Source organism: Streptomyces sp. NPDC088254, assembly GCF_044740925.1.
GTDB lineage: Bacteria > Actinomycetota > Actinomycetes > Streptomycetales > Streptomycetaceae > Streptomyces.
In genome coordinates this window covers 259,000-272,529 of sequence record NZ_JBIURQ010000012.1, presented here as the reverse complement: position 1 = coordinate 272,529, position 13,530 = coordinate 259,000, and the positions used below count along the sequence as shown (strand labels likewise).

Genomic DNA, 13,530 nt, shown 5'->3' with positions numbered 1-13,530 from the left:
ATGCCGGTCGGGTCCACACCGACGCCCGACCGGTGGCATGGTGGAATCTCAGGAGGATCCTGGCATGTCCGACATATCAAGCGCCGCTTCGCTGGGCGACTGTACGCAGCCCCTCGGGCCCCGTACGCCGCTCACCGAAGCGGAGGTCGAGGCCCTGGTGAGGGGCATCTGCTTCAAGACCGGACCGCCCCGCACCCTCGGGGTGGAACTCGAATGGCTCGTCCACGACGCGCGTGAGCCCCGGCTCCCCGTGACCCCCGAACGACTGGAAGCGGCCTACGCCGCACTGCGTCCCCTGCCCCTCCGCTCGGCGCTCACCGTCGAGCCCGGCGGCCAGCTGGAGCTCAGCTCGCAGCCCGCCGCCTCCCTCACCGAGTGCGTGAACGGCCTCCGCGCCGACCTGGACGCCGTCCGCGCGGCCTTGCGCCGGGAGGGTCTGGCCCTCGCCGGGTCCGGCACCGACCCCTGGCACCCGCCTCGCAGGTTCCTGCATGAACCCCGCTACGACGCGATGGAGACCTGCCTGGACCGCACCGGTCCGGCCGGCCGGGCCATGATGTGCTCCTCCGCCTCCGTCCAGGTCTGTCTGGACGCCGGCCACGAGGAGCCCGGCCCGCTGGGACACGGACGGCGCTGGCGGCTGGCCCACACCCTGGGCGCGGTCCTGGTCGCCGCGTTCGCCAACTCCCCGCTCCTCGACGGCGCCCCCACCGGCTGGCGCTCCACCCGGCAACTGCTGTGGACGCGGATCGGCCCCGGCCGGGCGGGCGCCCCGGTACCGGACGCCGAGCCGCGCGCGGCCTGGGCCCGGCACGTGCTGGACGCCCCGGTGATGTGCGTACGGCGCGAGCACGGCCCCTGGGAGGTGCCCGACGGGCTGACGTTCCGGGAGTGGACGCGGACGGGGTCGCCCACCCGGGCGGACCTCGAATACCACCTGTCCACGCTGTTCCCGCCGGTCCGCCCGCGCGGTCACCTGGAGCTGCGCATGATCGACGCGCAGCCCGGCGACGACGGCTGGATCGTGCCGGTGGCGGTGACGGCGGCCTTGTTCGACGACCCGGAGGCCGCCGAGAGCACCTACCGCGCGGTGAAACCGCTGGCGGAGCGGGGGATGTCGATGCCCGCGCCGCACAACCCGCTGTGGACCGACGCGGCCCGCGACGGGCTGGCCGACCCGGAGCTGCGGGAGGCCGCCGTCGCCTGCTTCACGGCGGCGCTGGAGGCGCTGCCCCGGCTCGGCGCGGCGGACGCCGTCCTGGACGCCGTCGCCGCGCACCTGGACCGCCACGTCCTGCGCGGTCGCTGCCCCGCCGACGACCAGCTCGACCGACTGCGCGGCACGGCCCGCGCCCACGGGAAGGACACCCCCGCATGACCGCCCCGGCCTCCCAGTCCCCCGCACCCCGGTCCCCCGCGCCACGGGCCTCCGACGGCGAGGCGCTGCGCGAACGGGCGCTGACCACCCTCGTCGCGGCCCGCGAGCGCACCACGCTCCTGACCACCTGCGTGGAGGACCCCGACCTCACCGCCCAGCACTCCCCGCTGATGTCCCCGCTGGTGTGGGACCTCGCCCACATCGGCAACCAGGAGGAGCTGTGGCTGCTGCGCGCGGTGGCCGGCCGGGACGCCATACGCCCGGAGATCGACGGCCTGTACGACGCCTTCGAGCACCCGCGCTCCGAACGGCCCTCGCTGCCCCTGCTGCCGCCCGCCGAGGCCCGCGCCTACGCGGCCGAGGTGCGCGGCCGGGCCCTGGACGTGCTGGAGTCGGCCGACTTCCACGGCACGCGGCTGACCGAGGCGGGCTTCGCCTTCGGCATGATCGCCCAGCACGAACAGCAGCACGACGAGACGATGCTGATCACCCATCAGCTGCGCACCGGCCCGCCGGCCCTGACCGCCCCCGACCCGGACCCGGCCCCGCTGTTCACCGGCCCGGCCGAAGTCCTCGTCCCCGGTGGCCCGTTCACCATGGGCGCCACCGCCGAACCCTGGGCGCTGGACAACGAACTGCCCGCGCACGAACGGGAGGTGGCCCCGTTCCACATCGACACCACCCCGGTGACGAACGCCGCCTATCAGGCGTTCATCGAGGACGGCGGCTACGACGACGAGCGCTGGTGGGCGCCGAGGGGCTGGGCCCATGTGCGCGCCCACTCCCTGCGGGCCCCGCTGTTCTGGCGCCGTGACGGGAAGCAGTGGCTGCGCCGGCGCTTCGGCGTCACCGAGGTCGTCCCGCCCGACGAGCCGGTGCTGCACGTGTGCTGGTACGAGGCGGACGCCTACGCCCGCTGGGCCGGACGCCGGCTGCCCACCGAGGCCGAGTGGGAGAAGGCGGCCCGCCACGACCCGGCGACGGGCGGCTCCCGGCGCTACCCGTGGGGCGACGCCGACCCGGGTCCCGAGCACGCCAACCTGGGCCAGCGGCACCTGCGCCCGGCTCCCGCGGGCAGCTACCCGCAGGGCGAGTCCCCGCTCGGCGTACGGCAGTTGATCGGGGACGTGTGGGAGTGGACGGCGAGCGACTTCCAGCCGTACCCCGGCTTCCGGGCGTTCCCGTACAAGGAGTACTCGGAGGTGTTCTTCGGGCCCGACCACAAGGTGCTGCGCGGCGGTTCCTTCGCGGTGGACCCGGTGGCCTGCCGGGGCGCGTTCCGCAACTGGGACCTCCCGATCCGGCGGCAGATCTTCGCCGGCTTCCGCACGGCCCGCTCGGGGGCCGTCTGATGTGCCGTCACATGGCCAGTCTGGGCGAGGAGTCGCCGCTCGGCGCGCTCCTCGTGGACCCTCCGCACGCTCTGTACCGGCAGTCCTGGGCGCCCCGGCGGCAACGGCACGGCACGGTCAACGCCGACGGTTTCGGCGTGGGCTGGTACGCCGAGGGCGATCCGGCGCCGGCCCGCTACCGCCGGGCCGGACCGATCTGGGCGGACCTGTCCTTCGCCGACCTGGCGCGTGTCGTGCGCAGCCGGGCGCTGCTGGCCGCCGTGCGCGACGCGACGCTGTCCGGCGCCGACGCGGAGGCCGCCGCGGCGCCGTTCGCCGCCGGGACCTGGCTGTTCAGCCACAACGGGGCGGTCACCGGCTGGCCGGGCTCCCTGGCGCCGCTGGTGCGGACCCTGCCGGCGGTGGACGTGCTGTCGATGGAGGCCCGCAACGACTCGGCGTTCGTGTGGGCCCTGGTCCTCGCCCGGCTGCGCGCGGGGGACACCGGGGCCCAGGCGCTCGGCGACACCGTTCAGGAGGTCGCCGCGGCGGCACCCGGCTCCCGCCTCAACCTGTTGCTCACCGACGGCCGCACGATCACCGCGACGGCCTGGGGCGACACCCTCTGGTACCTGAGGGGGCCCGGCCGCACGGTCGTCGCCTCCGAGCCCCACGACGACGATCCGCACTGGCAGGAAGTCCCTGACCGGACCCTGCTCACGGCGACCCGCACCGAGGTCCTGCTCACCCCGCTGAAGGACCCGGGAGCGGACGCCGCGATGGCACCATCCGAGGAGGCCGGCACGTGAGCCCGTTCCAGATCACCCGCACCCTGCCGAAGGACGCCACCGGCGCGGCTCTGCGCGCCGACGTCCTGAGCGGCCTGACCGCCACCCCCAAGACCCTGCCTCCGAAGTGGTTCTACGACGCACACGGCAGCGAACTCTTCGAGCAGATCACCGAGTTGCCCGAGTACTACCCCACCCGTGCCGAGCGGGAGATCCTTCTCGACCGCGCTGGTGAGATCGCCGCCGCTTCCGGGGCCCGCACGCTCGTCGAACTGGGCTCGGGGTCCTCGGAGAAGACACGTCATGTGATCGACGCGCTGACGGGACTGCGCGCCTACGTGCCCGTCGACGTCAGCGAGAGCGCCCTCACCGGGGCGGGAGAGGCGCTGGCCGCCGAGCGGCCGGACCTGGAAGTCCACGCCCTCGTCGCCGACTTCACCGCGCCGTTGACGCTGCCGGACACTCCCGGCCCGCGTCTGCTGGCCTTCCTCGGCGGCACCATAGGCAACCTCCTCCCCGAGGAGCGGACGGTGTTCCTGGAGTCGGTGCGCGCGCTGCTGGCGCCGGGCGACGCGCTGCTGCTCGGCACCGATCTCGTCAAGGACGAGGAGGTGCTGGTCCGGGCGTACGATGACGCGGCCGGGGTGACGGCCGCGTTCGACAAGAACGTCCTGAGCGTCGTCAACCGTGAACTGGGCGCCGACTTCGACCCGGACGCCTTCGCGCATGTGGCGCTCTGGGACGCGGAGAACGAGTGGATCGAGATGCGGCTGCGCTCGCTCGCCGAGCAGACCGTGAAGATCCGCGCGCTGGACCTGGCGGTGGACTTCGCGGCCGGCGAGGAGCTGCGCACGGAGGTGTCGGCGAAGTTCCGGGAGGACGGGGTACGGTCCGAACTGCGTTCCGCCGGGATGGAGTTGTCCCACTGGTGGACCGACCGTGAGGCACGTTTCGCGCTGTCGCTCAGCGTGGTGCGCTGAGCGACAGCACGGCGAGCGGCCGGCCGTCGCGCGTGCGGCGGCCGGCCGCGGTCAGCGCTGCGGGGCCGCGGCCGGTTCGGCGGCGGCCGCCGCCGAACCGTTCGCGGTCTGCGGCGCGGCCGGGGCCTGAGGGCCGTTCGGGGTCTGGGGCCCGGCCCCCGGCCCCGGTTCCTGCGGTGCGGCAGGGGCGAGCCGGCCGTCGTCGCCGGCCCCGTCCAGGCAGTCGACGAAGTCGACGAAGTCGGACCGCGCCAGGGCCCCTTCGGCGATCACGAACTCGTTCTCCGGGTGGCTGCGGAGCACACACATGTCGTAGCGGGCGACCGTCGGGACGGTGCCCTGCTCCCCGGTCGACCGGTACTCGTGACGGCCGACCAACTGGCAGGACTCGTAGCGCACCAGCGGGCCCCGCGGTCCCACCGTGTAGCGATGGGCGCGGACTTCGGGGGAGAAGGACTTGAAGGCGAGCCCGGTGTCGTCGCAGTCACTGAAGTGGACGGTGCCGCCGCGCCACGCGCTGTCGATGATCCGCACGTCCGGGTTGCGCACCTCGAAGCGGATGTCCTGAGCGTGGAAGCGCTGCACCGAGTCGTGGTGCCCGGCGACGGGGAAGCGGAAGAACGTGCTGGCCGTGCCGTACTCCGGGGTGGGGCGCGGGCGGGTGCCGGTGATGATGTACGAGCCGCCCCGGCAGGTGATCGACCCTCCGTAGGGGAACTCCAGGAAGTTGCCCCACTCGTACTCCACCTTCATGTCGGTGAACCAGTAGTTGAGGAACTGGTCCTGGACGTTGGGGTCCGTCTGGCCGTGTCCGGTGACCCCCGAGTAGAGGAACGCCTTGCGGTAGGCGCCGCCGACGCGGCAGGCCTCCCACCGCATCTCGGAGTTGGTGTTGGTGCCGTCCAGGGCGATGCCGTACTCCCACTCCCCCATCCATTCGCACTCGGTGAACCGGTAGTCCTGCGCCTGCCCGGTGGAGTGGGAGTCGAAGAAGGACGCGCCCGGCGTCGCCGAGCGGAACTGCATGCGCTCGAAGGACACGTTCGACCAGATGTCGTCGTTGCGGCACAGGTAGGAGCCGGGCCCCTGGGCGGGGCGGAAGACGAGCGTGGTCATGCGTTTGCCCGCCCCCGAGAAGCGCAGACCGCTGGCCGGGCCGAGCGGGGGCGCGCCGTCCATCAGGGCGTGCGGGCGGGTGATGAGGTACTCGCCCGCCGGGATCTCGATCACGACGCGCCCCACGCCGCGGGTGATGCGGGCGGCCGCGACCGCGTAGGCGGTCATGAACGCCGCGCTGTCGTCGGTGCGTCCGTCGCCGACCGCGCCGAGTTCGGCCACGCTGACCACCCGGGCTCGCCGCAAGGCGGCGGGGACCTCCCGCCCGATGCCGACGAGGTCGGGCGGTGCTCCGGGGCGGTGGCCCGGTCCGGCGGCGGCCGAGGCGCTGGTGGCGGTGAGGGCCGTCGCGGCCACGACCGACGCCCCGCCACGCAGAAGTTGCCGACGGCTGACAGGGGACATCCCGCCTCCCCGTTCTGCCATAATTGCCTTCTTTCCAGCGATTTTGTGACAAAGGTGGGAAATGACCGAATTTGCTGAGGTGCTCAGGCATCTGTCGGCGGCGCAGAAGCCCGCGAAGGGGGTCTCGCTCTACACCCGGTTCGTCAACCGTCCGGCCGGCCGGGTACTGGCCGCAGTGGCCTACCGGGCGGGGGCCACGCCCAATCAACTGACCGTCCTCAGTGCTCTGTTCACCTTCCCGGCCTTGGCCGCGGTGGCTCTCGTGCCGCCCGGGCCGACGATGGCGGTCTGCGTCGGGGCGGCCCTGGCCGTGGGGTTCGTCCTGGACTCGGCGGACGGTCAGCTCGCCCGCGGACAGCGCTCGGGAAGTCCGGCGGGCGAGTGGCTCGACCATGTCCTGGACTGCGTCAAGATCGTCGTCCTGCACCTGGTGGTGCTGGTGTCGTTCTACCGCTTCTTCACGCTGCCCGACCCCGTCTTCCTGCTGGCGCCGATGCTCTTCGAGCTCGCGGCGGTGGTGATCTTCTTCGCCGGGATCCTGACGGAGAAGCTCAAGAAGCGGAACCCCGGGCAGGGACCGCCGCCTTCGCCCCGGGCACTGCGCTCTGTGCTGCTGCTGCCGGTCGACTACGGACTGACCTGCCTCGCGTTCCTATTCCTGGGACGTCAGGACGTCTTCCTTGCGGTGTACTGCGCGCTGCTGCTCGCCCATGTGGTGTTCATGGCCGCCTTTCTCGTGAAGTGGTTCCGGGAACTGCGCTGAGGGGACCGGCGGTTCGTGCGCGGAGAGCAGTTTCAGCGCTCCGCGCAGCAGGGTGCTGGAGGTGTGCGCGGTGTACGGGAAGTAGACGACCTCCACACCGACCTGCGCGAAACGGCGTTCGTACTCCTCCCACTTGGGCGTCCCCTGCCAGTCGTCGCCCTTGAAGATGACGTGGAAGCCGAGCCGCTTCCACGTCTTCAGCTTGTCGACCTCGGACTCCACGACGACCTCGTCGACGTAGCGCACGCTGCGGACGATGTCGACCCGCTCGGCCAGCGGGACCACCGGGACCTTGCCCTTGAGCCGCACGGTCAGGTCGTCGGAGGTGACCCCCGCGACGAGGCGGTCGCAGTGCCGGCGCGCCTCCCGCAGGATGTTGAGGTGCCCGATGTGGAACAGGTCGTAGACGCCGGGCGCGAATCCGATGCGCGTCATCGCGTCTCACCGGCCTGGCCCGCGGCGGCCTGCCCACCCGGTGCGGACGTCTCGTCCTGCGCCGCGGTCTCGTCCGGGGCGTTCTGCGACGGTCCGGCCGCCGCCCGCTGCGCGGGCTTCGGCGCGGTCGCGATCACCGTGCGGGACTTGCCCGAGGTGTTCGTGCCGTCCGTCACCTCGATCGTGTACTGGTGGGCGGCGCCGTCGCCGACGGTGTCGGTGTAGGTCAGCCGCGGTCGGTCCCAGTAGGTGGAGGCCTGCGTCTTGCGGCCGACGAGCTTGCCGTCCCGGTAGACGCGGTACGTCAGCGAGGCGTCGTCCCGGTCCCAGGCGGCGAGCCAGGTCAGGGTGACCCGGCCGGGGTCGATGTCGGACACGCCGAGGGAGGGGACCGCCGGCGCGCCGGTGTCACGGGAGCCGAAGCGGGCGATGCCCTGCTGCGGTTTGTCGTTGACCCGGGTGAACTCGCCGCCGACCCACAGGTGGCCCTTCGACACCGCCAGGGCGCGGGGGCCGACCTGCTCGCCGAGGCCGTCGTTGGTGTCGGGGAACCAGTGCAGGATGTGCCGGTCGTTCAGCGACTGGGCGAGCAGGTGCTGACGGTCGCCGCGCTCGGGGAAGCCGCCCGGCGTCTCGTTGCAGTCGTGCGCGTGGGAGGCGCTGAACAGGACGCCCTTCCAGGGCATCAGGGCCTGGGTCGCGCCGCGGCAGGTGTCCTTCCACACCATGGTGCCGTTGGCGAGGAGTCCCGCGATCCGGCCGTCGAAGATGCCCGGCCCGTGGCCCTCGGCGCCCACGTAGAAGCGGGTCTTGTCACGGGCGATCGCCTTCACCGACGACTGGTAGGGGAACCAGCCCGGGTAGGCGAGCAGCGTCTTGCCGGTGGCCGCGTGGAGGGCGACCAGCGAGCGGGCGGGCCGGCCGTTGACGGCCTCGAAGTCGCCGCCGACGAAGATCCGGCCGTGCGAGGCGACGGCCGACAGGGCGCGCACCGGCTGGTCGATCTGAGCCTTGAAGGGCAGCAGCGCGCCCTTGGTGGTGACGGCCGCGATCCGGTTCCTCGCCTGGTTGTTGACGCGTCCGAAGTCGCCGCCGAGGTAGACCGTGCTGTCGGTGGCGTCGATGGCCCGCACCGTGGCCGACACCGACGGCCGGAAGTCCTTGCGCAGGCCGCAGCCCGCCGTGTTGAAGGCGACGGCGCTGTTCGCGGGCGAGGAGCCGACCTTGTTGAAGGAGCCGCCGACATACAGCACCTTGCTGTCGGGGGAGACCTTCAGGGCCCGCACGGTGCGGCCGAGGCCGGTGAACTGCGGGGCGCAGGGCAGCAGTCGGCCGGTCCTGGAGTCGAACGCGGCGAAGTTGTGGCGGGGCACCTCACCCTGGCCCGGCGCGGCTCCCGGGGGGCGTACCGAGTCGAAGGTCCCGCCGACGTAGACGACGCCGTTCGCGGCGGCCATCGACCAGACGATGCCGTCGGTCTGCCAGGTGTCCAGCAGGTCGGCGGAGACCGGGGGCGTGATGTCGGCGGCCACGGCGAGGGAGACGTCCAGCAGCGCGGTGGTGCAGGCGAGGACCGTGACGGCGGCAGCCCGGTTGACCGGTTTCGTACGGAGCTTTCTCAGGTGCAAGGGGAACCCCGGATGGCAGTGGTGTGAGTGGTACGAGGGGAACGGCGCCGCTGGGTCCGTCCGGACGGTGCGACCGTGTCCGGTCTCATGCGGCGCGGCGGCGCAGCACTCCGACCAGTTCGCTCACCCTCAGCGACGTCCGATAACGCCACAAAGTAGTAGCAAATACACACATTCCCAAGACCATCCCGACGGCGAGTCCTGACGGTGTGTCACCTGCCGCCATCCGTCCGGTGCCCGCGGCCACGGAGACGACGAGTCCGATGATGACGGCGTTGGTGTAACCGCCGTCGACGGTGCTGAAGCCGAGTCTGCGGCGGACCAGCACGGCGGCCGTCACGTTCTCCACGACGATGGCCGCGCCCCAGGACACGGCGGCGCCGAGCACGCCCCAGGCCGGCACGGCGAGCAGGCCCACGGCGAGCTGCACCCCGAACGCGGCGGCGGTGACGGCCAGATGCCAGGTGCTGCGGCCCGCCATCAGCAGCACGGTCTGGGCGTTGCCGACCGCCACGTTGACCATGGAGGCGGCGCACAGCACCGCCAGGGCGGGCGCGCCGACGGCGAACTCCGGCCCGAAGACGGACAGTACGGTGCGGGGGAAACCGGCCACGAAGAGGAACAGGGGCCAGGAGAAGAGCACGATCCAGCCGGTGGAGACGCGGTGCAGATGGCGCGCCTCGGCCACGTCGTCGACGGCGAGCAGCCGGCTCACCTCGGGGGCGACGGCGAGCCGGACGGCGAGCTGGACGAGGGTGCAGGCGGTGACGACGCGTCCGATGGCGGTGTAGACCCCGGCCTCGTCGGCGGTGGTCATGGCCGACAGCAGCAGCACGCCGACCCAGACGGCGCTGATGTCGAAGACGGAGGAGACCGCGCGGGGCGCGGCGAAGCCCCAGAAGGCCCGCCAGGACACCGCGGTCCGGGGTCCGGTGCGGGGCGGCGGGGCGGGGCGGGCGGCGCGGCAGCGGCGCAGGGTGACCCAGGCGGCCGCGAAGCCCGCCAGGGTGGGCACTAGCCAGGCGGCCGCCAGGGAGAGCAGCCCGGGCGCGAGGAAGGCCACGGGGAGGGCGAGCAGCATCCGCAGCACCGGTTTGCCGATCTGCTCCACGCCGACGAAGGGCACCACGGTGCCGTAGCCGCGGGTGGCGCCGAGCAGGATCATGCCGACGGTGGCGGCGGGCAGGAACAGCCCGAAGAGGCGCACCAGGGCGACGGCGTCCGCCGGGGGGAGGTCGGGCAGCAGCAGGGTGGCGACCGTGGGCGAGAGCACCAGCGGGACGGCGGCCGCGGTGGAGGCCGCGGCCGCCGGCAGGACGGCCGTGCGCAGCAGCGCGCCCACCGAGCGGCCGTCGTCGACGGCCAGGTCACGGGGGACGAAGCGGACGAGCCCGGTGTCGGCGCCGAGCTTGCAGGTGTTGCTGAGGATGGTGAACAGGGCGACGCCGGTGAAGACGGCTCCCGCCCCGCTCGCCCCGACGGCCCGGGTGATCAGGCCCACGAGGAGAAAGGAGAAGACGGCGTTGCCGAGGGAGCCCGCCATCCCCCACCAGCCGCCCCGGGCGGCCGCGGCCACCCCGCTCGGGGCCGTGGCCCCGGAGCGGGCGGTCGCGGTCGCTTCGGGGGCATTCATCGGTGGGAGGCCGTGAGCGCGCCGTCCTGTGCGGGGAGTTCCATGGAGGAGGCGTCGACGTGCGACGCGGGGGCGTACTTCGGGCGGCGGCGCAGGACGCGCAGCCGCCGGCGCGCGCGACCGGCGTCGAGGACGGCGCCGAGGAGCCGTCCGCCGGAGCACTCGACCAGCTCCTGCACCTGCTTGAGCTCGTCGCGGCGGGTGCGGTCGAGGTTGACGACGACGATGACGCCGTCGACGCGCTGGGCGATGGCGAGCGCGTCGGCCTGGGCGAGGAAGGGACCGGCGACGACGACGGTCGAGGAGTCGGGCTCGGTGAGGCGGCCGGCCTCGGCCGTGGTGATCCGGCGGGTGCGCGGGGAGGTGACGCCGCTCGAGGAGAAGGCGAGCCGACCGGCGACGTCGGCGTCGACGAGGACGCTCCCGGCGGGCAGGAACGCCTCCTCCAGGGTGGGCGCCTCGTACGGCATCAGCGGCAGGTGCCCGGCGAGGTCGGAGGTGTCGGGAGCGGCGTCCAGCAGCAGCACGTCGTCGCCGTTCTCGGCGAGGGCGGCGGCCAGGTTGGCGCCGACCTCCTCGACGGCGCCGCCGCGCCGGGGCGACACGACGAGGATCTGGCCGGGGCCGGAGTGGCCGCCGAGCTGCCGCAGCCGGAAGGCCAGGGCCCGGTAGGCCTCGGTGCGGGCGCCGCCGGAGCGGCCGACGGTCAGCAGCGCGTCGTTCCCCGGGTCGCCGGAGGGCAGGATGCCGAGGACCGGGGCGCGCAGGGCGGCCTGCACCTCGCGCACCGACCGGACACGGGTGTCCAGCGAGGAGCGCACCCAGGCGAGCACGATGCCGAGGAGGAGTCCGCAGGCCAGCCCGAGTCCGAGCAGGGTGCGCAGACCGGGCCCGGCGGGCATGACCGGGACGGCGGCCCGGCGGACGACGTCGCCGCCGTCGGTGTCGCGGGAGCGGATGTCCAGGACGCGCTTTTGCAGGTTGTAGAGCTGGTTCTGGGCGGCGGGCTTAGCCGTGTCCTTGTCCAGCTGCTCCTTCGCCAGCCGCTGGTTCAGCACGGCGATCTGCTGGTCCAGGGCCTCGGTGGCGCGTTGGACGGTGGCCTCGTTGCGCGTCTTGCGGTCGGCGAGGTAGGCCTCGGCGAAGGCGTTGGCTCCGCGTGCCGCGCGCTCGGGGGCGCGGGCGGTGAACTCGAAGCGCAGCACCTGGGACTTCTGCGGGTTGGTGACCCGCAGCCGGGCGCCGAGCGTGCCGGCGTCGCTCGCGGGCCTGCCCAGGACGCGGGCGGCGCGCTGGGCGACGGCCGCGCTGGACGCGATCCGCTGCTCGGTGCTCATGCTGACCTGGTTGTCCGCCGAGACGCCGACCGAGCCGAACGGGTCGGCGGTGGAGCGTACGAGGACCTCGCTGGTGGAGGAGTAGGTGTGGGCGCGTTCCAGGGACAGGGCGGCGCCGCCGGCCAGTCCCAGCAGGACGCCCAGCGAGATCAGGCCTCGGTGGCGCAGGAGCCGGCGCAGTTGGTCGCGTAGCTGGTCCGGCTCGTCGTACCGGTCGTCGAGATGGATGGGGCCGGTCACGGGTGCCCTCCTGTTCCGGGGATCGATGCTTGACGGATGGGTGCGCTCGGCACCGCCGATGAGGGAAGCCGGGATGCCCGGGCGGTGGGGGTGCTGATGAGCAGCGGGATGACCACCAGCAGCGTCAGCGGGCCCGCGATGCCGAGCAGGCTGCCGCGCAGGAAGACCATCTGGTAGAAGGCGAAGGCCGGGATCAGGAGCGCGGCGACGGTGCCGCGCCGCTCGCGCAGCCGGTGGCGGATGTCGTCCACCCGGCGTCCGGCCGCGCCGAACAGGCAGAACACGATCACGACCGCGAGCGGGCCGCCCCACAGGTAGCTCTCGATCCACAGGGGGGCGGAGAGGTTGAGGAACTCGTATCCCGCGTAGTCCGCCAGCGTCTTGCCGGTGTCGTCCGGTTTCCCGGGCCACATCGAGCGGGGCACCATGAACAGGGGCGGGCCGAGCACGTCCTGCGGGGAGAAGCCGTACTCCCTCGCGTAGTCGAGGCCGGTCTGCACCTGCTGGAAGGCGTCGTAGTCGCCGTTGCCGGTGAACTGCTCGGCGAGGGAGACGACGGCGACCTCCTCGCGGTCGCTGTAGCGGAAGTAGTCGCTGTAGGGGAAGACGAACAGCAGGGCGGCGAGCAGGCCGGCGGCGGTGACGCGGAAGGCGCGCGGCCGGGTCAGCCTGGGGACGGTGAACACCAGGGCGAGCACGACCATGCCGGCCCAGAACCGGGGTTTGCTGATGGGGTTGTTGACGACGACGTTGAGCACGATCAGCGCCGGCAGCAGCAGCCATCGCACACCGCGCAGCCACCGGTCGCCGCCGGCGGCGCGCGGGATGCGCAGCAGGCCGAGCAGCGCCCAGAAGGCGGGCACGGACAGCGACCAGCTGATCAGGGACTGCATGAAGGCGTCCTGGCCGGCGCTCGCGGCGCCGACCTCGGTGATCGCCTGGCGGCTGGTGAAGTAGGCGGCCAGCCGGCCGGGTTGGGCCGAGATCAGCAGGGCCGAGCCGGCGAGGGCGAGCGCGCACAGCGTGAGCAACCGCCAGGGGGCGACCCGGCGGGACAGCAGGCGTTCCAGGAGTCCCGGCGGGGCGGGGACCGGGCGGGCGGCGAGGTTCCTCTCCCGCCGGGCGGCGAGGGAGGTGCCCGCGCTGTAGGCGAGGAGACCGAGTTCGACGACGGCCACGGCGGCGACGGCGGTGCGCTCGCCGCTGCGGTAGGGCCAGGGGTAGACGTCGGCGGCGAGCATCGCCACCGGTGCGAGACCGAGCCAGATGTAGGCGAAGACCCAGAAGCCGAAGGCGACGAGTCGCACCGTGGGCGCGGTGAGCACCCGGGCGAGCGCGCCGCCGGCGTGGACCACGACGACGGCTTGGAGGGCGAGGGCGACCGACATCCGCGCGGGCTGCGCCTGGAGGATCAGCCCCGGCAGCAGAACGGTCAGCACCACGGCCCAGAGGGAGACCGCAGCCACACTGCGGACGCGAGCGTCCTGCATCCCGAC

The 13,530-nt window shown here is 73.2% G+C and carries 10 protein-coding genes and 1 pseudogene; 5 read left to right on the top strand and 6 right to left on the bottom strand.

From position 1 onward, the window contains the following. The first annotated feature begins 64 nt into the window (after positions 1 to 64). From egtA to egtD, 4 genes are read left to right on the top strand one after another with little or no spacing between them, the layout of a single operon-like run. Positions 65 to 1,378, top strand: a complete 1,314-nt coding sequence (gene egtA, locus ACIOC0_RS32205; RefSeq protein WP_402159270.1) for an ergothioneine biosynthesis glutamate--cysteine ligase EgtA — start codon at positions 65 to 67, stop codon at positions 1,376 to 1,378. Then, positions 1,375 to 2,730, top strand: coding sequence for an ergothioneine biosynthesis protein EgtB (egtB, locus tag ACIOC0_RS32200; RefSeq protein WP_402159269.1), 1,356 nt, complete (start codon positions 1,375 to 1,377; stop codon positions 2,728 to 2,730). Before egtA ends, egtB begins: the two co-directional genes overlap by 4 nt. Next, positions 2,730 to 3,518 (top strand): ergothioneine biosynthesis protein EgtC, encoded by a 789-nt coding sequence (gene egtC, locus ACIOC0_RS32195; RefSeq protein WP_402159268.1) that lies wholly within the window; start codon positions 2,730 to 2,732, stop codon positions 3,516 to 3,518. Before egtB ends, egtC begins: the two co-directional genes overlap by 1 nt. Further along, positions 3,515 to 4,477, top strand: a complete 963-nt coding sequence (gene egtD / locus ACIOC0_RS32190; protein WP_402159267.1) for an L-histidine N(alpha)-methyltransferase — start codon at positions 3,515 to 3,517, stop codon at positions 4,475 to 4,477. The genes egtC and egtD overlap by 4 nt, the downstream gene beginning before the upstream one ends. A 51-nt stretch (positions 4,478 to 4,528) precedes the next feature. Here the strand turns inward: egtD and ACIOC0_RS32185 are convergent, their stop codons facing one another. Next, positions 4,529 to 5,998, bottom strand: a complete 1,470-nt coding sequence (locus ACIOC0_RS32185) for a glycosyl hydrolase family 28-related protein (protein WP_402159266.1) — start codon at positions 5,996 to 5,998, stop codon at positions 4,529 to 4,531. 61 nt (positions 5,999 to 6,059) lie between these two features. On the opposite strand from ACIOC0_RS32185, the gene ACIOC0_RS32180 reads away from it, so the two are divergent. Next, complete coding sequence (locus tag ACIOC0_RS32180; protein ID WP_402159265.1) at positions 6,060 to 6,761, top strand: CDP-alcohol phosphatidyltransferase family protein; 702 nt, start codon at positions 6,060 to 6,062, stop codon at positions 6,759 to 6,761. A gap of 24 nt (positions 6,762 to 6,785) precedes the next feature. On the opposite strand, the pseudogene ACIOC0_RS32175 reads toward ACIOC0_RS32180, so the two are convergent. The 5 genes and pseudogenes from ACIOC0_RS32175 to ACIOC0_RS32155 form a co-directional block, all read right to left on the bottom strand. Continuing rightward, a pseudogene (locus ACIOC0_RS32175) lies at positions 6,786 to 7,196 on the bottom strand (adenylyltransferase/cytidyltransferase family protein); the annotation flags it as partial. Further along, complete coding sequence (locus ACIOC0_RS32170) at positions 7,193 to 8,824, bottom strand: fibronectin type III domain-containing protein (protein ID WP_402159264.1); 1,632 nt, start codon at positions 8,822 to 8,824, stop codon at positions 7,193 to 7,195. The gene ACIOC0_RS32170 and the pseudogene ACIOC0_RS32175, both read right to left, overlap by 4 nt. Positions 8,825 to 8,909: 85 nt before the next feature. After that, positions 8,910 to 10,457 carry an oligosaccharide flippase family protein gene (locus tag ACIOC0_RS32165; RefSeq protein ID WP_402159263.1) on the bottom strand — a complete coding sequence of 516 codons (1,548 nt, stop codon included), beginning with the start codon at positions 10,455 to 10,457 and terminating at the stop codon, positions 8,910 to 8,912. Then, the gene (locus ACIOC0_RS32160) at positions 10,454 to 12,034 is read right to left on the bottom strand and encodes a hypothetical protein (RefSeq protein WP_402159262.1); all 1,581 of its coding nucleotides are present in this window, start codon (positions 12,032 to 12,034) and stop codon (positions 10,454 to 10,456) included. Before ACIOC0_RS32160 ends, ACIOC0_RS32165 begins: the two co-directional genes overlap by 4 nt. Then, positions 12,031 to 13,524 carry a hypothetical protein gene (locus ACIOC0_RS32155; RefSeq protein ID WP_402159261.1) on the bottom strand — a complete coding sequence of 498 codons (1,494 nt, stop codon included), beginning with the start codon at positions 13,522 to 13,524 and terminating at the stop codon, positions 12,031 to 12,033. The genes ACIOC0_RS32160 and ACIOC0_RS32155 overlap by 4 nt, the downstream gene beginning before the upstream one ends. Positions 13,525 to 13,530: the final 6 nt, after the last annotated feature.